At 63.5% G+C, this 21526-nt stretch carries 16 protein-coding genes; 8 read left to right on the top strand and 8 right to left on the bottom strand.

Translation table 11 applies throughout. The features are described 5' to 3' along the window. Positions 1–83: 83 nt before the first annotated feature. On the top strand, positions 84–2966 hold the full coding sequence (locus AC0IW7_RS10600) for an EAL domain-containing protein (protein ID WP_471817746.1): 2883 nt from the start codon (positions 84–86) through the stop codon (positions 2964–2966). Positions 2967–3254: 288 nt separating this feature from the next. Next, the gene (locus tag AC0IW7_RS10595) at positions 3255–4448 is read left to right on the top strand and encodes a type IV pilus assembly protein FimV (protein WP_471817744.1); all 1194 of its coding nucleotides are present in this window, start codon (positions 3255–3257) and stop codon (positions 4446–4448) included. Positions 4449–4812: 364 nt separating this feature from the next. Here the strand turns inward: AC0IW7_RS10595 and AC0IW7_RS10590 are convergent, their stop codons facing one another. From AC0IW7_RS10590 to AC0IW7_RS10575, 4 genes are all read right to left on the bottom strand, one after another. After that, positions 4813–7962 (bottom strand): autotransporter outer membrane beta-barrel domain-containing protein, encoded by a 3150-nt coding sequence (locus tag AC0IW7_RS10590; protein ID WP_471817741.1) that lies wholly within the window; start codon positions 7960–7962, stop codon positions 4813–4815. Between the two features lie 303 nt (positions 7963–8265). After that, entirely contained in the window at positions 8266–8946 is a 681-nt protein-coding gene (locus AC0IW7_RS10585) for a GNAT family N-acetyltransferase (RefSeq protein WP_471817739.1), read from the bottom strand. Positions 8947–8963: 17 nt separating this feature from the next. Beyond that, the gene (locus AC0IW7_RS10580) at positions 8964–9410 is read right to left on the bottom strand and encodes a GNAT family N-acetyltransferase (protein WP_471817737.1); all 447 of its coding nucleotides are present in this window, start codon (positions 9408–9410) and stop codon (positions 8964–8966) included. A gap of 10 nt (positions 9411–9420) precedes the next feature. Continuing rightward, positions 9421–10059 carry an FMN-binding negative transcriptional regulator gene (locus AC0IW7_RS10575; protein ID WP_471817734.1) on the bottom strand — a complete coding sequence of 213 codons (639 nt, stop codon included), beginning with the start codon at positions 10057–10059 and terminating at the stop codon, positions 9421–9423. Between the two features lie 123 nt (positions 10060–10182). On the opposite strand from AC0IW7_RS10575, the gene pdxR reads away from it, so the two are divergent. Both pdxR and glsB read left to right on the top strand, forming a co-directional pair. Further along, positions 10183–11658, top strand: coding sequence for a MocR-like pyridoxine biosynthesis transcription factor PdxR (gene pdxR / locus AC0IW7_RS10570; RefSeq protein WP_471817731.1), 1476 nt, complete (start codon positions 10183–10185; stop codon positions 11656–11658). Between the two features lie 65 nt (positions 11659–11723). Further along, complete coding sequence (glsB, locus tag AC0IW7_RS10565) at positions 11724–12632, top strand: glutaminase B (RefSeq protein WP_463384364.1); 909 nt, start codon at positions 11724–11726, stop codon at positions 12630–12632. 239 nt (positions 12633–12871) lie between these two features. On the opposite strand, the gene aspA is transcribed toward glsB, so the two are convergent. Next, positions 12872–14302, bottom strand: coding sequence for an aspartate ammonia-lyase (gene aspA / locus AC0IW7_RS10560; protein WP_122450102.1), 1431 nt, complete (start codon positions 14300–14302; stop codon positions 12872–12874). A gap of 172 nt (positions 14303–14474) precedes the next feature. Here aspA and AC0IW7_RS10555 point away from each other — a divergent pair, with 172 nt between their 5' ends. The 3 genes from AC0IW7_RS10555 to AC0IW7_RS10545 all read left to right on the top strand — a co-directional run bounded on the left by AC0IW7_RS10555 (position 14475) and on the right by AC0IW7_RS10545 (position 17857). Further along, on the top strand, positions 14475–15395 hold the full coding sequence (locus AC0IW7_RS10555; protein ID WP_471817729.1) for a LysR substrate-binding domain-containing protein: 921 nt from the start codon (positions 14475–14477) through the stop codon (positions 15393–15395). 216 nt (positions 15396–15611) lie between these two features. Next, positions 15612–17291, top strand: a complete 1680-nt coding sequence (gene ybaL, locus AC0IW7_RS10550) for a YbaL family putative K(+) efflux transporter (RefSeq protein ID WP_471817726.1) — start codon at positions 15612–15614, stop codon at positions 17289–17291. Between the two features lie 89 nt (positions 17292–17380). Beyond that, on the top strand, positions 17381–17857 hold the full coding sequence (locus tag AC0IW7_RS10545) for a DUF3301 domain-containing protein (protein WP_463540652.1): 477 nt from the start codon (positions 17381–17383) through the stop codon (positions 17855–17857). Positions 17858–17867: 10 nt separating this feature from the next. Here the strand turns inward: AC0IW7_RS10545 and AC0IW7_RS10540 are convergent, their stop codons facing one another. Both AC0IW7_RS10540 and AC0IW7_RS10535 read right to left on the bottom strand, forming a co-directional pair. Beyond that, entirely contained in the window at positions 17868–18752 is an 885-nt protein-coding gene (locus tag AC0IW7_RS10540) for an alpha/beta fold hydrolase (protein WP_471817724.1), read from the bottom strand. 65 nt (positions 18753–18817) lie between these two features. Continuing rightward, a complete protein-coding gene (locus AC0IW7_RS10535; RefSeq protein ID WP_471817722.1) occupies positions 18818–19780 on the bottom strand; it encodes a CobW family GTP-binding protein in 963 nt (320 codons plus the stop codon). 120 nt (positions 19781–19900) lie between these two features. Here AC0IW7_RS10535 and AC0IW7_RS10530 point away from each other — a divergent pair, with 120 nt between their 5' ends. Beyond that, complete coding sequence (locus tag AC0IW7_RS10530; RefSeq protein ID WP_471817721.1) at positions 19901–20254, top strand: NADH:ubiquinone oxidoreductase; 354 nt, start codon at positions 19901–19903, stop codon at positions 20252–20254. A 7-nt stretch (positions 20255–20261) separates the two neighbouring features. Here the strand turns inward: AC0IW7_RS10530 and zigA are convergent, their stop codons facing one another. Continuing rightward, complete coding sequence (gene zigA / locus AC0IW7_RS10525; protein WP_471817719.1) at positions 20262–21467, bottom strand: zinc metallochaperone GTPase ZigA; 1206 nt, start codon at positions 21465–21467, stop codon at positions 20262–20264. Between the last annotated feature and the right edge of the window lie 59 nt (positions 21468–21526).

The following is a 21526-nucleotide window of genomic DNA, read 5'->3' as shown; positions in this document are numbered from 1 at the left end:
GCCGAGATTGAGCCTTGGGCCAACGGCTTCGGTTGTGTATGCTCCGGCCACGACTAGGCATAACCATTACAAGAAAAGGGCCTATGACCGCACATTCCAGGCGTCCTCTCGAACTGCCACTGGCAGAGACCGATCGAGACATTCGCCAGCTGTTCGCTACCGACATCGCCGTTGAACGCACTCGTTTGCTGTACGAGGGCTCACGCATTCCCACCCTGTTCATGCTGCTTTGCGGCCTGGCCTGCGCCTACCTGTTATGGGAGCCGCGCGGCGACCTGCTGCTCGCCGGCTGGCTGGTGGGCGTGGTGACGCTGGCGGTGCTGCGCCTGATTCAGGTAGCCGCGTTCAATGCCGCGCTGCCGTCGCGCCAAGCCAAACCCCACTGGCGGCAAATGTTTTTGCTCGGCGCGTTTGCTTCGGGCGTAGCGCTGGCCATTGGCGCCATCGCGTTGGTGCCGCCGAACGCCTTCTTCCAGCAAGTGCTGATGTTTGGCCTGATCAGCGCGGCCATTTTGTCCGCCAGCGTCGCCTACGCCGTCAGCCTCACGGCCTTTCTGACCTTCGCCCTGCCCTGCCTGGTGCCGGCGGTGGGCTATCTGCTGCTGTCCGGCGACGACACGCAAAAAGGCTGGGGTTTGCTCGGCCTGATCTTGTTCTGCGCCCTGCTGGTGGTGGCCTGGCAGATCAACCGGCTGGTGCAGCGCAGCCTGGTGCAACGCTTCCATAACCAGGCGCTGATCAGCCGCCTGGAACATGCCAAAGGCCAGGCCGAAGGCCTGAACGGCGAGCTGGCGCGGGAAATTGAACAGCGCCGCCGCGCCGAACGCGAACTGCGCGATGCCCACAATGAGCTGGAAATACGCGTGGCCCAGCGCACCCTGGAGCTGGATGCTGCCAGCCATGCCCTGAGCAAAAGCGAAGCGCGCCTGGCCATGGCCCTGGAAGCCAGCGAGTTGGGCATGTGGGACTGGAACCTGGAAACCGACGAGGTGCACCACTCGCGCCTCAAAGAATTGTTCGGCCTCGACCCCAACGCCGTGACCGCCATGCTGCGCGACCTTAAACCGCGCCTGCACCCCGAAGACTTGCCCTTGCTGCGCCGCACCTTGGTGGAGCACATGAAAGGCCTCACCGACGGCTACGAAATCGAATACCGCGTCCGCCGCGCCGACAACCAATGGCTGTGGGTAGAAGACCGTGGCCGCGCCGTGGAGCGCGACGCCAGCGGCCGGGTCACGCGCATGCTCGGCACCCGCCGCGACATCACCGCCTGGAAAAGCCGCGACGAAGAACAGCGCCTGGCCGCCATCGTGTTTGAGGCCGCCAGCGAAGGCATCATCATTCTCGACCCCGACTACAAGGTGCTCGCCGTCAACCAGGCCTACAGCGACGTCACCGGCTACGGCGCCGAGGAAGTGCACGGCCAAAGCGTGACGCGCATGATCGGCAGCCGCGACAACCGTGGCCAATACGAAGTAATCCGCCAAGAGCTGGAGCAGCACGGCAAATGGCAGGGCGAGCTGGTGGAAACGCGCAAGAACGGCGAGCTGTACCCGCAATGGCTGCAAATGAACGTGGTGCACGACAACCGTGGCCGGGTCAGCCATATCGTCGGCTTCTTCGCCGACCTCACCTCGCGCCGCGAAGCCGAGGAACGCCTGCGTTACCTCTCGCACTACGACGAACTCACCGGCCTGGCCAACCGCACGCTCTTCAAAGCGCGCCTGCACGAAGCCAGCGAACGGGCCCGCCAAGGCGAGCGCACGCTGGCGCTGCTGCACATCGACCTCGACCGTTTCAAACTGCTCAACGATAGCCTGGGTCACGAAGTGGCCGACCAACTGCTGCGGCAAATGAGCCGCCGCCTGACCCAATCCATGCCGGAAGCCGACACCCTGGCGCGACTCTCGGGCGATGAATTTGCCGTAATTCTCGACAGCTACGGCAGCCTGTCGAACCTGGCCCGTCTGGCCAGCCGCTTGCTCGCCAAACTGCGCACGCCCATGACCGTGGGCGGCCAGGAGCTGGTAGTCAGCGCTTCCATCGGCATCAGTCTGCTGCCGGAAAACGCGCGGGAAATGAGCGCGCTGATCAGCCAGGCCAACATGGCCATGCAGCACGCCAAGCACCTGGGCGGCAACACCTTCCAGTTCTTCACCGACAACCTGCAAGCCTGCACGCTGGAGCGCCTACAACTGGAAAACCAACTGCGCAAAGGCATCGAGCTGGGCCAGCTGGAAGTCTTCTACCAACCGAAACTGTGCATGGTCACCGACACCCTCAGCTCCGCCGAAGCGCTGGTGCGCTGGCGTCACCCGGAACACGGCCTGGTGCCGCCCGGCGACTTTATCGGCCTGGCCGAAGAAACCGGCTTAATCGCGCCCATCGGTGAATTCGTGCTGCGCCAAGCCTGCCGTCAGGCGCGCGAATGGCAAACCATGGGCCTGGCCGATATTCGCGTGTCGGTGAATCTTTCGGTGCACCAATTGCGCCAAGGCAACCTCACCGCGCTGGTGCGCCAGGTGCTCGACGAAACCGGGTTGGCACCGCACCTGCTGGAACTGGAACTGACCGAAAGCCAGTTGCTCGACAACGTCGAAAACGTGATCAGCACCTTCCACCAACTGCGGCAGATGGGCGTGAAACTGGCCATCGACGACTTCGGCACCGGCTATTCCTCGCTGAGCTACCTCAAGCGCTTCCCGGTGGACTACGTGAAGATCGACCAATCCTTCATCCGCGACCTGTCGGCCAACGGCGAAGACGCCGCCATCACCCGCGCCATCATCGCCATGGCCCACAGCCTGGAACTGAAAGTGGTGGCCGAAGGCGTCGAAACCCAAGCGCAGATGAACTTCCTCAAAGCCCAGCAATGCGACGAGATTCAGGGCTTCCTAATCAGCCGGCCGTTGGCGGCGGAGCATTTCGTTAAATTGTTGCTGGAGCAGAGCAGCATCGCGTCTTAAAGAAGCCGGGCCCGTAGGAGCTAGCTTGCTAGCGAACCCTGGAAACTCCAGGTTTTGCCGCTGCCCCATTCGCTAGCAAGCTAGCGCCTACAAAAAAGCCGAGGCGCCGGCAGGACGCAGGTAAATGCGACCGTCTCGAGGTTTTTTCCGTACCTGCTGCACAGTTTCAACCTCTCCTCGCCACGCCTTCGTCAGCCTGTGGCGAACCTCGCAAATGCTCATCGCCAACCTCGCCATCATGCGCGGCCGCACGCGCCCTGCGTGGTCTTAACGATGAGGAGAGCCGACATGCTCAAGAAGTATCCCCGCCTGCTGACGGCTCTGGCCCTGGCCTCGGCATCGCTGTTGCCGACAACCGCCATGGCGCTGAGCGTGGGCGAAGCCCAGGTGCTCTCAAGCCTCAGCCAACCGCTGCGTGCGCAAATCGAATTGCAGGGTGTGCGTGATCTCGGTCCGGAAGAACTGAAAGTGCGCCTGGCCTCTCCCGAGGCGTTCAAAAAAGCCGGCATCGACCGTGACAGCGCCGTACTGGCGCTGAAATTCGAGACCACGCTGAACGCCAAAGGTCAGAGCATGATCCGCGTGACCACTAGCCGCCCGATCACCGAGCCGTATTTGAATTTCCTGGTTGAAGTGGTTTCCCCGGATGGTCTGCAGCTGCGTGAATACAGCCTGCTGATCGACCCGCCCAACTATGCCTTCACCGCGCCAGCACCCGTGAGCGCTCCGGTGGCAGCTGCCGCGCCGGTTGCCAAACCAAAAGCCCCGGTCGCCGCGCCAGCCGTTGCACCGGTGGCCTCTGCGCCGGCCGTAGCCAGCACTGCTGCCGCTGCCGACGCGCCTGTTGCCGGCGGCCAGTACCGCACGCGCAGCAATGACCGACTCTGGGACATCGCCCAGCGCATTCGCGGCGACGCCTCGCCGCAGCAGGCCATGCTGGCCATCCAGCGCCTGAACCCGGACGCCTTCAGCAACGGCAACATCAACCGCATGAAGAGCGCGCAAACCCTGCAACTGCCCAACCGCGAACAACTGCACGCCACCGACCGCAACGACGCCCTGGCGCAAACCCAGCAGCAACAACAAAGCTGGAAAGGCGAAGGCGTGGCCCAGCTGGACGCGCGCAAACGCACCGAAGCTGGCAGCGCGCCGGCTACCCAGGCCGCCAGCGACACCCTGAGCCTGGTGGGCGAACAAGGCAGCGGTCGCGCCGAACACAAAGACGGCGCCAAAGGCAGCAAGGCCGCCGCCAAGCATGAAGCCGACAACCGCTTGGCACTGGCCCAGGAAGAACTGGCCCAGGCGCGACGCGAAGGCGAAGAGCTGTCCAGCCGCGTGGCGGATTTGCAGTCGCAGCTGGATAAATTGCAGCGCTTGATCGTGTTGAAGGATGGGCAACTGGCCGAGTTGACGGCTCGGTTGGCTAAGTTGGATCGCGAGGGGCAGGAAGGCGGGGAATTGGCGCAGGTGCAGGGGCACTGAGGTAGGGGGGCACGGTGGTCTGTGCAAAAACTTCCGTCATTCCCGCGCAGGCGGGAATCCAGAATTTCACGTGAACGAACATCCCCGTAGCGCCACCAATCGCACTTCGGTCCGAAACTCTGGATCCCCGCGTTCGCGAGGATGACGGGAGTTTGTACAAAAACCTCCGTCATTCCCGCGAAGGCGGCGGTTCGACGATTCGAAATCCAGAATTTCATGTCCGGCAAACATCCTCGCAGCGCCACCAATCGCACTCCGGCGAGAGACTCTGGATCCCGATCGTCGGACCACCGCCTACGCGAGGATGACGGTGGTCTGTGCAAAAACCTCCGTCATCCCCACGCTTCCTGAGATGCACCTAACCTCAAAACCCCATCTGCCACTGCGCCACCACCCCATGATTCTGCGCGTTATCCCCCATCTCCCCGACATACCCCAGCCCCAAACTCTGGGTAGCCGTAATCCCCACATCAAACCCCGCCTCCACCAGCAACGTATTGCGATCCAGGGCCGTACCCTGGGCGCTGAAGCTGGTGCCGCCGCTGACAAACGCCTGGCGCGTTTCGCTGTCGACGTTGCCGTAGGTGTGGCGCCAGCCCACGCTCATGCGCGGGGTGAAGCTCATGCCGTTGTCGAGGTGGTTGAGGCCGGCAAGGCGCAGGCCCAAGGTGGTGCTGAGGTTGTCTTGGTCTTGCGACTCCACGCGTAGGGCCGAGTCGCCGCCTTTTTCGCTGTAAGCGTCGCGGTCGTAGCGTTGGTAGCCGACGGCGGCGAACGGCTCGGCGAGCAGACGGCCGCTGGCGTAGGGGTACGCCAATTCGGCAAAGGCTTGCTGGCTGTCGGCGTCGTAGTCGCCGTGCAGTTTGTCGTCCACGCCGGCGAAGCGAACCCGGCGTTTGTTCTCGCCTTCATGGCTGCTGTAGGCCGCGCCAAGGCGCAGGGCCAATTGGTCGAGCTGGGTCATGGCGTAGACACCGACGTGGTAGCTGTCGACATCACCCGAGGCGCCCTGCCCGGCATCGATGTCGGTGCGCGAATAACCGCCGACCACGCCCAGGCGCCAGTCCGGGCTCAGCGCCCAATCCGCACCGAACAGCGTGCCGCCGGTGTTCTGGTCGACGTCGCTGCTGCCGTGCTCGCCATCTACCGTGCCGTGGCTACCCAATGCCTGCACCCACAAACGGCCAGCGGCTTTCGGATCGTGCAGGCCACGGGCTTCATTCGGTACGCCGACGGCCACCAGTTGCGGGCCGTCCTCGCGCAGCACCGAGGCCTGCAAGCTGCTGCCGAAACCACCAAGCTGGGCCATGGCGCCTTGCATCACGCTGCTCACTTGGCTGGAACCGGCCAGGGTGGCGGCTGCCATGCTGGCGTTGCTGGTGCCGGCCAGCTGTTCAAGCGCTTGGCTGGCGGTGGCTTTATCGGTGGTCAGCAGTGCGTTGTACACGCTGCTGTCGCGCTGGGCGGCGAGATTGTCCGCCAGGTTGCGCGCGTTTTCGCTGCTGGCGAGCGCGGCGAAGGCGGTGTCGTTGCGGGTCAGTTGCAGTTCGACCGTGTTGGCGGTGTAGGTGACGGTTGGGGACAGGAAGGCAAAGTTGTGGGTCACGCTGCCGAACTGCCCGTTAACGCCACCGGCTGCCGTCAGCAGGCTGCTGCGCTCGGCGTAACCGCTGCCGTTGGCGGTCAGGTTCAGGGCGGCGTTGCCCAGCGTGGCGCTGCCGCTCAGTTGCACCGGAGCGCCGCTGGCGCTGAGGGAATACTCGAACGTGGCGCCGCTGCCCAATTGCAAGCTGCCCAGGCGACCGGTGCCGCCGTAATGGGCGCCGTTGGCGACGTTTAGCACACCGCCAATGCTGCCCTGATTGATCAGCGTCGCGCCGCTGGCCACGTTGCCGCCAGCGCTGAAGTCGTTGCTGCTGAGGGTCCACTTGCCGCCCGTGACGGCCAGGGTTTCGAAATTCTGGCTGTTGCCAAACTGGCCGACACCGCTGCCGCTGAGGGTCAGGGCGTCAGTGCCGGCGCCGCCGTCTACCAGGCCGCCAAAGGTGCCGCCGGTGAGTACAGTGAGGCTGTCGTCACCGATGCCCATGTCCACGGCCAGGCCGTTCAGGCCGACGATGGAGCCGGCGTTGCTCAGGGTGTCGTTGCCCGCGCCCATTTGCACGGCGGCGGCTGCCGTGGTGCTGCTCAATTGGTCAACGCGCACCGACCGGGCGCCGCCGCGAATCACGCCGCCGGCCAGGTTGGTCAGGCTGTCAGCAAAGTTGCCGACCAGGCCGATGGCCGTGCTGTCGGCACCGATGATGCTGCCGCCGTTGGTGATCGTCGCCACGCCGCCGACCGCTGTCGCCGTGCCGCGTTGCGCGGGGATGGAAGAACCGTTGGCGCCGTCGTCGATGAGGATGCCCTTGGACTGGCCAAAAATTTCAGCGCCCGCGTGGTTGATGATCGTGCCGCCGCCCGCCGCGATGCCATCGGCACCATTGGGGAAGCCGCTGGAATCCACACCGCCGGCGCCCACGCCTTCGATACGGCCGTAGTTGGTGATGGTGGCGATGCCGTCGATGTCCACGCCGTCGCCATCACCGTTGTTCGCCGTGCTGTAACCGGTGTTGCCGCCCAGGTGCTCGAACACCTTGCCGGCTCCGGCGTAGCGGCCGCTGATCAAGCCGTAGTTAAGCACCGTGCCCACGCCATCACTGCCGACGCCGGAGCCGTTGCGACCGATGATTTGGCCGCCTTGGTAGTTGGTAACGGTGACGCCAGCGTCGGAGGTCACGCCATGGCGCGGGCCGGAAATGGTGCCCCAGTTGTTGACGGTGACGGCCAGCTTGGAATCGATGGCGTCCATGGCGCTGGCAGCGCCGCTGCAGGCGCTGATGTAGTCCGGGCATTTGGTGTTGACGGTGCCCGTGCTGATGATGCTGCCGTAGTTGTTGATGGTGGTGTTGCTGCCGGGGCGCAGGGCGTCGTCGTTGCTGGATTCGATCAGCGCGTTGCGGTTGGTGGCGGAGCCGTTGTTGATGATTTTGCTGCCGGTGCCGGTGGCGTCGCGCATATCAATCGCCTGGCCGCCGCTGGTTCCGCTGCCCGTCACTTTGATGGTGCCGTTGTTGTTCAGCACCAGCGTGGAGTTGGCCTTTTTAACTCGGATGGCGTCGGCGTTGAGGGTGGAAATCGTGCCGTTGTTGGTAATAGCGATAGCGACACCGTTGGTGTTGTTATCAATCGCGCGGGCATCACTGCCGCTGTTGGCGTTGGCCAGGGTTCCGTTGTTTATGAGCGTGACTGTGCCGCTGGTACCGGTGATGTCCACTGCCGCCGCGTTGACGTTGGGTTGCAGCGTGCCGCCGTTGGCGACGGTGCCGGTATTGCCGCTGGTGAGAGTTTTGGCGGAGTTGTCGGTGGTGCCGGCGCCAACACTGAAGTCGGCGGCCTGGGCCGTGGCCAGGGTGATGGCCTGCACAGCCAGAATCAGGGGGAGAAGCCGGAATTTGGGGGTGTGGGAATGCATGGGGTCACCGCTCTTATTTGAAGTGCGGGGGACTATGCGTTGGGGTTGTTACAAACAGTTGACGACGGAATCGGGGCCCCAGGGTGGGGCGATGCGATGCCAACGCTGCACTTCGGCGCGAAACTCTGGATTCCGAATCGTCGGACCGCCGCCTGCGCGGGAATGACGGAGTTTTTGCCCACACCGCCGTCATCCTCGCGGACGCGGGGATCCAGAGTTTTGCGTCGAACACGATCGAAAAGCATCGCGGCTAAAGCCGCTCCTACAGGATCGGCGCTGAGTTGCTGGAACAGGGTGCCGCTCTTATCCGTTACGCAACACTTCCAACCCCTGAATCTGCTGCCCATTCCCATCGAAATTGCTCGATTCCAGCCACCGTTCATACCCCTTGGCAATCGCTGCCCATTCGCTGTCGATGATGGAGTACCAGGCGGTGTCGCGGTTGCGGTCTTTGATGACGAGGTGTTGGCGGAACAGCCCTTCGTAGGTGAAGCCGAAGCGTTCGGCGGCGCGTTTGGAGCGGGCGTTGCCGTTGTTGCATTTCCATTCGAGGCGGCGGTAGCCGAGGTCGAAGGCGTTTTTGGCGAGCAGGTGGATCACTTCGGTGGCTTGCACGCTGCGTTGCATCACGCGGCCGTAGCAGATGTGGCCAATTTCGATGCTGCCGTGGGCCGGGGCGATATTCAGGTAGGCAAGCAGGCCTTGAACCTGGCCGCTGGTCTGTTCGATGACGGCATAAAACTGCGGGTCTTTGCTCGCGGCGTTAGCGCTCAGCCAAGCGTCGAAGGCGGCGCGCTCGGGGAAGGGACCGTAGGGCAAGTAGTCCCATAGCAGCGGGTCGGAGTCGGGGCCTTGCAGGGCCAGCCATAGGTCATCGCCATGGCGCGCCGTGTCGAGCGCTTCAAGGCGCACGGTGCGGCCTTGCAGGGTGTCGCGACTCGGGGCGGCGACCGGTTTCCAGTTCAGGTGCGGGGTGAGGCTCATGGGCGATTCCTGGCGAATTAGTTGAAGAGTTTGCGGTATTGCACGAAGCCCGAGCGGGTGGCGATGTTGTCGTACAGGTGCATGGCGTCGGTGTTGGTTTCGTGGGTCAGCCAGTGCACGCGAGAGGCGCCAGCGGCTTCGGCGCAGGTGTACGCGTGTTCGATCAACTGACGGCCGATGCCGCCGCCGCGAATGCCCGGCTCCACATACAAATCTTGCAGGTAACAGTAGTTGCCGGCAGTCCAGGTGGAGCGGTGGTAGATGAAGTGCACCAGCCCCACGGCGACGCCGTCTTGCCAGGCCAGAGCGGCGTTCATTGGCTCGCTGCGGTCGAGGAAACGTTGCCAGGTGATGGCGCTCGTTTCGTCGCTGATCACGGTGTTGTAGAAGCGCTGATAGCCCTGCCACAACGGCAGCCAGGCGGCGTGGTCGGCGGCGGTGATGGCGCGGATGGTGATGCTCATGTCTTCTCCTTTATTGCGAGCCGTGGGGCGGCATGCGGGCGGCGAGTTCGGCTTCGTTGGCCAAGCCGCTGCCGGCCAGGTTGGCGCGCACATTGTCGTAGTCGGTCTTGTCGCGGTTCTGGCCCAGTTTCCACTTGCCTTCGATGCGCTCGATGGGCAGCTCGAAGCCGACGATGGCGCGCAGCATGCTGTCGATGTACGCCGGCGGCGCGTCGTCAATCGTCCACGGTTGGGCGCGACCTTGTTCGTGACGGTGGGTCAGTTCGGTGAGCAACTGGCGCAAACGCTCAGGGTCATCGAACGTTTCGGCGCGGCCGTAGGCGTGAATGGCGATGTAGTTCCAGGTGGGCACAGCCTTGCCGTGTTCGGCTTTGCTGGGGTAGTAACCGGGACTGATATAGGCCTGCTCGCCGGGGAAAATAACCAGCACCTCGGCGCCGGTCTGCAAGGTTTGCCACTGCGGGTTGGCTTTGGCGAAGTGGCCTTTGAGCGTGCCGAAGCGGCCCTCGCCGGGCACCAGCAGCAAGGGCAAATGGCTGGCTTGCAGGCCGCTTTCATCATGGCTGAGCACAATCGCCAGCGGCGTTTGAACCATTTGCTGGTGCAGCGTGGGCAGGTCTTCTTGGCGGAAGGAAGCGGGCGTGTACATGGTGAATCCCCCTGTGGATGAGCCGATCCTAGGGCAGGCATTGGACTTGTGTAAGAGCCATTTATGGCAAATCTCATAGGGCCAATGTTAGGTTGGGCTTCGCTCCGCGCATTCGAGTCCGTTATGTCGCCTTCACCTCTACCGTTCGACCCGTCCGGCATTCAGCTGGACCGCAGCAAAGGCTTGTCGCGCCAGCTGTATGAAGCCCTGCGCGAACGCATTCTCGCTGGCCAGCTTGGCAGCCGAGTGCGGATGCCGGCCACGCGCGATTTAGCCGACGCGCTGGGCGTGTCGCGAAATACCGTGGTGCGCGCGTACGACCAACTCTACGCCGAGGGTTATCTGGAAGGCCGCGTGGGCGATGGCACGTATGTCGCGCAGCTGGCGACCAAAGCCCGCAAGGCCGTCAAAGCCCCGGCCGGCCCGCCCCTGCAACGCGCCGATAGCGCTGCACTGGAGCGCCTGGAAACCGAGCACTTGCCCGCCCCGCGCCTGGACGCGCCACGCGCCTTTCGCGTGGGCATTCCCGCGTTCGACCTTTTCCCGTTCGACATTTGGGCGCGTCTGCACGCCAACTTCTGGCGCCGCCCGCCGATGGCCAGCCTGGGTTATGGCGCGGCGGCGGGCGATCCGCAATTGCGCGAGTTGATTGCCGCGTACTTGCGCAACAGCCGCGGCCTGGTCTGCGATCCGGCCCACGTGATCATCACCAGCGGCGCGCAGCAGGCCATCAGCCTCTGTGCGCAGGTACTGCTGAACGTCGGTGACGGCGTGGCGATTGAAAATCCCGGTTATCGCGCTGCCGGCAAGGCCTTTGCGTTGGCGGGCGCCCAGCTGCACGGCGTGGCGGTGGATGAAGACGGCTTCGACACCACGGCGCTGGCCACGCTGAAAACCTGCCGCCTGGCCTATGTGACGCCGTCGCACCAGTACCCCACCGGCGTGACGCTGTCGTTGCCGCGCCGCCTGCAATTGCTGGAATGGGCCGCGCGCGAAAACGCCTGGATTGTTGAGGACGATTACGACGGCGAGTACCGCTATCGCGGCACGCCGTTGTCACCCTTGGCCGCGCTCGATCAGCGTGGCCGCGTGCTGTATGTCGGCACCTTTTCCAAAATCGCCTTTCCGGCCCTGCGTCTGGGTTACTTGGTCGTGCCGCCGTCACTCACCGACGCCTTCAGCCAGGCGCGGGCGCTGGCGGTTCGTCACTCGGAAATCGGCACCCAGGCGGTGATGGCCGAGTTCATCGCTGCCGGCCATTTCCAGCGCCACATCCGCCGTATGCGCCGCGCCGGGCAAGCACGCCGCGACGCCTTGATCGAAGGCTGGCCCAGCGACGTGCCGGGCTGTCAGCCGATGCCGCAGGTCGACGCCGGCCTGCACCTGAGCGTGCGCGTCAGCAGCCGCGCGCGCGAGCAGGAGCTGGTGGAAAAAGCGGCCGCCGTGGGCGTTGAACTGAATGCCCTCAGCGACTATTGGTTGCCGAATTCTTCGATCAGCGAGGATGACCGCGCCGGCTTGGTACTCGGCTTCGCGGGGGTGAGCGAGGCGCATATCGCCACAGCGTTGAGCGCACTGAAAAAAGCGTGGCAGGTATGAGCCCGTTTTAGGTGATGCCGCCAGGAAAACCATCGTCTAGCACTGGTCGCCACGGAGCCCAACCCATGCAAGCGCTGTTGACCGAAATTCTCGATGAAGTCCGCCCGTTGATTGGCCAGGGCAAAGTGGCCAGTTACATCCCCGCGTTGGCCGAGGTGCCTGCCGCGCAGTTGGGCATTGCCGTGTATGGCAACGACGGCGAGCTGTTTTGCGCCGGCGATGCCGACACGCCGTTTTCGGTGCAGAGCATTTCCAAGGTGTTCAGCCTGGTGCAGGCCATCGAGCATTCCGGCGAGGCGATTTGGGAGCGCCTTGGTCACGAACCGTCGGGGCAGCCGTTCAATTCGCTGGTGCAGTTGGAGTTCGAGCGCGGTAAGCCGCGTAATCCGTTTATCAACGCCGGGGCGCTGGTGATTTGTGACATCAACCAGTCGCGCTTTGCCGCGCCGGTGTTGTCGATGCGCGATTTTGTGCGACGGCTGTCGGGCAATGCCGAGGTCACGGTGGATCGCCATGTGGCGGAGTCGGAGTACCAGCACCGCGCGCGCAATGCGGCGATGGCGTACCTGATGCAGTCGTTCGGCAATTTCCATAACGATGTCGAGGCCGTGCTGCGCAGTTATTTCAGCTACTGCGCGCTGCGCATGAGCTGCGTCGACCTGGCCCGCGCCTTTTGTTTTCTCGCCAACGATGGCTTCTGCAAACACAGCGGTGAGCAGATTCTGACGGCGCGACAAACCCAGCAGGTGAACTCGATCATGGCCACCAGCGGGCTGTATGACGAAGCCGGGAATTTCGCCTATCGGGTGGGCTTGCCGGGCAAGAGCGGCGTGGGCGGCGGCATCGTTGCGGTGGTGCCGGGGCGGTTTACCGTGTGCGTGTGGTCGCCGGAATTGAACGCGGCGGGTAATTCGCTGGTGGGCATGGCGGCGTTGGAGTTGTTGAGTCAGCGGATTGGGTGGTCGGTGTTTTAACTGGGCTTGGTGGCGTTTGCGGCCCTCACCCCTAGCCCCTCTCCCGCCAGCGGGAGAGGGGAATCCATCGCCTATCTCGCCTCAACCTCGGTTAGGCCCCCTCGCCCGCGAGCGGGAGAGGGCGGGGGGTGAGGGTCGGCGCCACGCACAAAAAAAAGGAGACACAGCGTTCGCTGTATCTCCTTGAAGGGCTTGGGAAGAGTGGCCCCAAAGCCTGGTGACTGTGAAACGGTGGCGCGTTACACCGCTGCTTTGAGCGGCACCAAACGCGGGGCGATCATGTTTTCCGGGCGCAGAATCTCGGCCAGGCTGGCGTCGTCCAGCAGCTTCTCTTCACGCACCAGTTCCAGTACGCCACGACCGCTTTCCAGCGCTTGCTTGGCGATGCGCGTGGCATTCTCGTAGCCGATGTAGGGGTTCAGCGCGGTGATCAGGCCGATGGAGCTTTCCACCAGTTCGCGGCAGCGCGCTTCGTTGGCGGTGATGCCGACGATGCAGTGCTCGCGCAGCATGTCCATGGCGCGTTGCAGCAGGCGGATCGAGTCGAAAATCTTGTAGGCGATCAGCGGCTCCATCACGTTCAGTTGCAGTTGGCCGCCCTCGGCCGCCATGGTCAGGGCCAGGTCGTTGCCGATCACTTCGAAGGCCACTTGGTTGACCGCTTCCGGAATCACCGGGTTGACCTTGCCGGGCATGATCGAGCTGCCGGGCTGGCGCGCCGGCAGGTTGATTTCGTTGATGCCGGTGCGCGGGCCGCTCGAAAGCAAGCGCAGGTCGTTGCAGATCTTCGACAGCTTCACGGCGGTGCGTTTGAGCATGCCGGAGAACAGCACGAAGGCGCCCATGTCGGAGGTCGCTTCAATCAGGTCGGCCGCCGGCACCAGCGGTTGACCGCTGATCAATGCCAAACGCTCGACAGCCAGCGCCTGGTAGCGCGGGTCGGCGTTGATGCCGGTGCCAATCGCGGTGCCGCCCAGGTTCACTTCGGTGAGCAGCTCGGGCGCCAGGCTTTTCAGGCGCGCCAGGTCTTCGCCCAAGGTAGTGGCGAAGGCGCGGAATTCCTGGCCGAGGGTCATCGGCACGGCGTCTTGCAACTGGGTGCGACCCATCTTCAATACGTGACCGAATTCTTCACCTTTAGCGGCGAATGCCTGAATCAGGCTGTCGAGGCTGGCGAGCAACGTGTCGTGGCCGAGCAACAGACCCAGGCGAATAGCGGTCGGGTAGGCGTCGTTGGTGGACTGCGCCATGTTCACGTCGTTGTTGGGGTGCAGGTACTGATATTCGCCTTTCTTGTGGCCCATGGCTTCGAGGGCGATGTTGGCGATCACTTCGTTGGCGTTCATGTTGGTGGAGGTGCCGGCGCCGCCCTGGATCATGTCGACCACGAACTGGTCATGGAACTCGCCGCGCACCAGACGGGCACAGGCTTCGCTAATCGCCGCATGTTTGGCCGGGCTCAGGTGGCCCAGCTCGCGGTTCGCGTCGGCCGCCGCTTGCTTCACCATCGCCAGGGCAACCACCAATTTCGGGTAGTGCGACAGCGTCACGCCAGACAGGCGGAAGTTGTGCACAGCCCGCAGGGTCTGGATGCCGTAGTAAGCGTCGGAAGAAACTTCGAGGGTGCCGAGCAGATCTTTTTCGATGCGCGATGATGCAACAGGGGACATGATGAGGTTCATCTCAGGGTAGGCACGGGCTTGGCCGCGATGCAGGCTAGACTAGGCCTGAGCCATTTTTAAGGCCAATGCTGTTAAACGCTGGGGTATGCACAAACGGCATAATGTCGGTGTGACTGCCGCTTGTCGGCGAGCGTAATAAGCGGTATTGAACGGAGCCCACATGAACCTCGAAAGCAAATGGCTGGAAGACTTCGTCACCCTGGCCGGCACCCGCAGTTTTTCCCAGGCGGCGCAGAAGCGCTTTGTCACGCAGCCGGCGTTCAGCCGACGGATTCGCAGTTTGGAAGAGTCTTTGGGCCTGACGTTGGTGAACCGCGCGCGCACGCCTGTGGAGCTCACAGAGGCCGGCCAACTGTTTTTGGTGACCGCCCGCAGCGTGATCGAGCAACTGGGCGAAGTGGTGCGCCACCTCCATCACCTGGAAGGCCAACAAGGCGAAGTGCTGCAATTTGCGGCGGCGCATTCCCTGGCGTTGAGTTACTTCCCGGCGTGGATTGCGCGCTTGCGTCAGGACGGTTTGAACATTGCCAGTCGCCTGGTCGCCACCAACGTCGGCGAGGCGGTGCACGCGCTGCGCGAGGGCGCTTGCGATTTGATTTTGGCTTTCTACGACCCCGACGCGGCGTTGCAGATGGACCCGGAAATCTTCCCCTCAATGCTGCTGGGGCGCAGTGAAATGCTGCCGGTGTGTGGCGTAAACGCCGACGGCAAGGCGCTGTTCGATTTGGAAGGCGGGCAAAGCGTGCCGTTGCTGGCCTACAGTGCCGGCGCCTTTCTCGGCCGCTCGGTCAACGCCTTGCTCCGTCAACGCGGCTTGCGCTCCACCACGGTGTACGAAACGGCCATGGCCGACAGTTTGAAAAGCATGGCGCTGCAAGGGTTGGGCGTGGCCTGGGTGCCGCGCCTGAGCATCGAGCCGGAGCTGGCCCGTGGCGAGTTGGTGGAGTGCGGCGGCGCGCATTGGCAGTTGCCGTTGGAGATTCGCCTGTATCGCTGCGCGCTGGTGCGCAAAGCGGCCATTCGTTTGCTCTGGCGCAAACTGGAAGCGGGCGCGGGCAGCGCGTCGGCGAGCGCGGGTTGATCCTACGCAGCGCACAAACATCTTGTTTAACAATGCCTTGAAACGCCCGCCCGGCTTGGCACGTTCGCTGCGCTAGACTGAGGCCCGCATCGCGTTACCGGCCCCGCCTTGCCGAACTGCCTCCCCTCCGGTTCAGGCTCCGGCGGCGCAATGTTTCATCGTGACCCACACTGCACTGCACCTTTGCCAGCCCTTCGCGCCAATTCGGGAGAATTCATGGTTCATCACACCCCTCTAATCGCGGCCCTGGCGACCGGCTTTGTGCTGGCCTTCGTGCTCGGCACGCTGGCCAACCGCTTGCGCCTGTCGCCCCTGGTCGGCTACCTGCTCGCCGGCGTATTGGTCGGCCCTTTTACACCGGGTTTCGTCGCCGATCAGGACCTTTCCAACGAGCTGTCGGAAATCGGCGTCATCCTGCTGATGTTCGGGGTGGGCCTGCACTTCTCGCTTAAAGACTTGATGTCGGTTAAGAACATCGCTATCCCCGGCGCCTTGGTGCAAATCACTGTCGCCACGCTGATGGGCATGGGCCTGTCGTGGCTGACGGGGTGGTCGTGGGGCGCCGGCTTGATCTTTGGTCTGGCGCTCTCGGTGGCCAGTACGGTGGTGCTGCTGCGGGCTCTGGAGGCGCGGCAGTTAATCGACAGCCGACGCGGCAAAATCGCCGTGGGCTGGTTGATCGTCGAAGACTTGGTGATGGTGCTGGCGCTGGTGCTGATTCCGGCGCTGGCCGGTGTGCTGGGCGGCAGCGAAGCGGCGCCGGGCGAAGGTATCTGGCTGCAGTTGGGCATTACCCTGGCGAAAGTCGCGGCGTTTGTGGCGCTGATGATTGTGGTGGGCGGCAAGGTGATTCCGTGGCTGCTGGAGAAAAGCGCCGGCACCGGCTCGCGGGAACTGTTCACCCTTGCAGTGCTGGCGATTGCCATGGGCGTGGCGTATGGCTCGGCGGTGTTGTTCGGGGTGTCGTTTGCCCTGGGCGCGTTTTTCGCCGGCATGATTCTCAACGAGTCGGAATACAGCCATAAAGCCGCCGACGATTCGCTGCCCCTGCGCGATGCTTTTGCGGTGTTGTTCTTCGTATCGGTGGGCATGCTGTTCAACCCGATGGTGCTGATTAACGAGCCCCTGATGGTGCTCGCCACGCTACTGGTCATCGTGTTCGGCAAGTCGCTGGCGGCCTTGCTGATCGTGCTGGCGTTCGGCAAATCACTGAGCACGGCGCTGACCATTTCCGCCAGCCTGGCGCAGATCGGTGAGTTCTCGTTCATTCTCGCCGGTCTCGGCGTGGGCTTGGGCCTGATGCCCGAAGCCGGGCGCGATTACATTCTGGCCGGCGCCATTTTGTCGATCGTCATCAACCCCATGCTATTCACCCTCATCGACCGCATTCAGCCCTGGCTGGATGGGCGCGAAAAAACGGCGCCAGCGGCCACGGTGGAAGAACAGACGCCTGAAGAATTCCAACCGATCACCGAAACCGGTCACGCCATTCTGATCGGCCACGGCCGCGTCGGCAGTCGCATCAGCGCGCGGCTGCGCGAGGAAGGCGTGCCGTTGGTCATCATCGAAGACAACCGCACCCAGGCCCAGGATTTGCGCGAGGTCGGCCACAGCGTGGTGCACGGCAATGCCGCCAGTACCCGCGTGCTGGAGCTGGCCAATGTGGCGAATGCGCGTTGGCTGCTGATCGCCATTCCTAATGGTCTGGAGGCTGGGGCGATCGCCATTCATGCGCGCGCCGCCAATGCCAATCTCGACATCATCGCCCGCGCCCATTTCGACGACGAAGTGGATTACCTGCAGCAACACGGTGCGGACCTGGTGGTGATGGGCGAACGGGAAATCGCCCGCATCATGTTCGAACGCCTCGGCCTGCACAGCGCAACGACAAGCTGAGCCGGCCACCCGCCTGACGGTCATAACCGACGCTGGAGTTGGTCACGAAGACGCGAGTAAGCTTGGCCCTCTTGTAGGAGTGCGTCGCGATGTTGACCCTGGGCAATATGTTCGTGCTGATGTTGCTGGCTGCCGGCGCCGCCTGGCTGTGGCATGCCCATGGCCTGCGCGAGCGCGCGTTGGAGCGGGTGAAGCAGCACTGTCAGCGCATGGAAGTGATTCTGCTCGACGACAACGTCGCGCTCCGCCGCATCGCGCTGCTGCCAGACGCTCGCGGCCGCCGTCGCCTGGCCCGGGTGTATGGCTTTGAATTCACCGTCACCAGCGAGCAGCGCCACGCCGGCACCATCACCATGTTTGGCCAGCACGTTGGCACCATCGAACTGGCGCCCCATCCGTTCGTGGAAAAGCCGGGGCAACCGGTGGCGCAGCCCAACGTGGTGGGCGACAGCGTGGTGATGGACAACGCCGCGCCCCATGCCGTGATTGACGTGGTGCCAGAACGTGTCAGCGGCAACGTGGTGCAGCTCAGCGACTGGCGGCGCAAGCACGACAAGCTGCACTAAGCCCCACGCCTTACTCCTTCAGCAAAAAACCGCGAACCCGCTCGGCGCTGTCCAGCGGGGTCTGCTGCATAAAACAATGCCCGCCTGCCACCACTTGCCCGCGCACATGGCTGTTAAGTGCGCTGACACGCGCCACCGCTTTGGCCACGAACGGGTAACTGTCCTGGCCGTGCACGATCAGCGTCGGTGTGACGATTTTGCTTAGCGAACTCCAGAGCCGGCGCGGGTAGGAGCTGAAAATCTCGGCCTCGCGGCTGGGCCGGCATTTCAGCTCGACGCCGTTTTCCACGTCCTTCAACGCGTGCTCCACATACGCCCATAGCGCCGCGTCTTCCCACCCTTTGAACGTGCCCCGGCCATGCAAGCCGGCATAGGCCGCCGCGCGGTCTGGCCACTGCTTGCGCCGCGCGGCGGATTTGCGCGCCATGCTGTGCTGACGCTGCAAGCCGAGCACTTCCGACACCGCCATCACGCCGATCAGCGTCGGCGGAAACAACACCGGGTCGAGCAGCACCGCGCGCTGAAACAGCTCGGGGTTTTTTGCCAGGATCAGGCTGGTGAGCACTCCGCCGAAACTGTGGCCGAGGGCGAAACGGGGCACGTCGCCGAACACGCCACGGCTAGCGTCGAAAGCTTCTACCGCCAGCTCGGCACTGCGATTCCAGCCATGGAAACGGCCGCCGTGGTCGCTGTCGCCATGGCCTTGAACGTCACACAGCCAGAGGTCGAAATCCGCGGCGAGGTGTTTGAGCATCGGCTCGTACGTGCGCCCGCAAAAGCCGTTGCCGTGGATGAAGTGCAGCAAGGGTTTTCCGCTGGGCTCGCTGTGCCAGCCGCGCAAAGTGAAGTGGGCGGAGCTGGCGTGGGACCAGGTTTGCAGGGTGAAAGCGGTCATAAGGGACGGACTTCTAGGGAAACGTGAGCGCAAGTTTAATGGTTTTGCGTTGGGGTTCGCTGCGCTTAACCCAACCTACAGGCCGCCATTCCAGCGTTGAGCTGCTGCTCGTTTTGCGGTTCGCTGAAGATCAATTCCAGGCGCGAGTCTTTGCGCCATTCGCTGCTTTGCCAGTGCAGCGATTCACCGTTCAGGGCGTTGGCCGACAGCCAGCCGGCGTTGCTGTGCATCACTAACTTGGCGCGCCGCCAGGGCAGGCTCGCCAGCCAGATTTGCAGGCGCATGAGTTCGAATTGCTGGCTCGGGTGCCAGCGCCAGCCGATGCTCCACCCTTCGGCTTGACCGCCGCTCTGGCAGATAGGCTGCGTGGCATCGAGCCAGACGCTGGCCCGGTTGCCGGCCTCGCTGTTTGGCAGTTCCGGCGCGCCGTCTGCGGCCTGCACGGTGGCGCCGGGGAGCTCGGCCAGCGGCACGGCGCCCTGGCTGGTCCAGAAAATCGGGCGCGCTGGCAGGCGGTTGACGATGGCGGCGCGGGCGTCGGCGTCAAGCTGTTCGGCTTTGTTCAGCACCAGCAAACCGGCCTCGTCCAGGGCCGCTTGCTGGCTGTCCGGCAGCGGCAAGCCGGCGGCCAGCGCTTGGGCGTCCAGCACCAGCACGCTCGGCTGCACCGCCAGCGCGCCTTCCCAGGGCGGATCACGCAACTGCGCCAGCAGTGCCGCCGGATGGCCCAGGCCTGACGGCTCGATAAACAGGCGATGGGGTTTGGCTTTGCGCAGCAACCGGGCGAGGCCGATTTGAAACGGCGCGCCATTGACGCAGCACAGGCAGCCGCCGGCCACTTCGCTCAGGGCGATGCCATCGTCGCCGGTGGTCAGCAACGCAGCGTCGATGCCAATCTGGCCGAATTCATTAATCAGCACGGCCCAGCGCTCATCGGCAGGGCGCTGCGCCAGCAGATGACGAATCACGCTGGTTTTCCCGGCGCCCAGCGGGCCGGCGATCAAATGGGTAGGGATATCGCTGAGCACGTGGGTCTCGGGGTGTGATTTCAGGGGTGGATAACCATCGGTGAAAAGCGCCACAGGCACAAGCACGGGGCTCGCCGTGCTAGAGTCGCCGGCACATTTTTTCGGCGCCGGAGACCCACGATGCGCGTACTGCTGTTGCCTTTGCTGCTTCTTCTATCCGGCCAGGTGATGGCCGAGGCTTGCGTGGTGCACAGCCAGGCTGAACGCCTGGATGTAAAGGTCTGTCAGCAGAACCGCAGCATTCCGCCCAACTTGTTCCACAGCGGCTTTTGCCAGCCGACGATGAAGGGCCAGCAAGTGACGGTGGATTACGTTGAGCAGTGCCCGCAGGGCTCGTTCGGCGTGTGCCGCTCGGCCAAAGTGCCGGGCACACCGTATCAGCAAGACATTCACTATTACGGCGTGGCCAGCGATGCCGCCTACCTCAAGCCGGCCTGCGAAAAGCAGAACCGTGGCGTGTGGATGGATCGCTGATCGGCCCTCACGCGGCCTCGTGCCACGGGCCGAACGGGTCGGCGTAGTGCGCCCAGCCTTCGCTACCGGTGGCCATTTCAGCGTCGCTTAGCAGGCAGTCGTCCAACTCGCGGCTGAGTTGGGCGAAGTCGATGTTCTGACCGATAAACACCAACTCCTGACGGCAATCGCCCACCTCCGCGCTCCAGTGGCGCATCACGGTGGCAACCCCTTCGTCGTCTTGTGGCCACTGCTCTTTCGGCACGTGCCGCCACCAGCGGCCGGCAAAGCCATAGCGCATCAAACCGCCGGCTTGCGACCAACTGCCGGCGTCCTGATGTTTGCTCGCCAACCAGAAGAAACCTTTGGAGCGCAGCAGCCGGCCGTTGCTCCATTCGCGGTTGATGAACGCGTAAAAGCGCTGCGGATGAAACGGCCGCCGCGCCCGATAAGCAAACGAGGCAATGCCGTATTCCTCGCTTTCCGGCAGATGCTCGCCGCGTAGCTCCTGGAGCCAGCCGGGTGCTTGTGCGGCGCGCTCGAAATCAAAGCGGCCGGTGTCGAGAATTTTGCCCAACGGCACCTGGCCCATCACCATCGGCAGAATTTCGGCGTGGGTGTTCAGGCTGGCCAGGATGCTCATCAGCTCGCGGCGCTCGTCGCGGGAGATCAGATCAATTTTGCTCACCAGAATTACGTCAGCGAACTCGACCTGCTCGATCAGCAAATCGGTAATCGAGCGTTCGTCGTCTTCGTCCACCACTTCGCCACGGCTCGCCAGGCTGTCGGCTTGTTGGTAATCGCGCAGGAAGTTGAGGCCGTCGACCACGGTAACCATGGTGTCCAGGCGCGCTACGTCGCTGAGGCATTGGCCGTCTTCACCGCGAAAGGTGAAGGTTTCGGCCACGGGCAAGGGTTCGGCAATGCCGGTGGATTCGATTAGCAGATAGTCGAATCGGCCATCGCGGGCGAGGCGGTTCACTTCTTCGAGCAAGTCTTCGCGCAGGGTGCAGCAAATGCAGCCGTTGCTCATTTCGACGAGCTTTTCTTCGGCGCGATTTAGGCTGACGTCACGCTGCACTTCGCTGCCGTCGATGTTGATTTGACTCATGTCGTTGACGATCACGGCGACGCGCAAATTGTCGCGGTTACGCAGGATGTGATTGAGCAACGTGCTCTTGCCCGCGCCAAGAAAGCCGGACAAAACAGTGACGGGTAAACGGGGCGCTTGCATGGCGGATTCTCATAAGAACAGGAGCCGGTTTAGCTCAACGATTGTTATAGTATTACACG

This window comes from Pseudomonas sp. AC229, from assembly GCF_979254655.1.
This window is presented reverse-complemented; position numbering and strand designations above follow the sequence as displayed.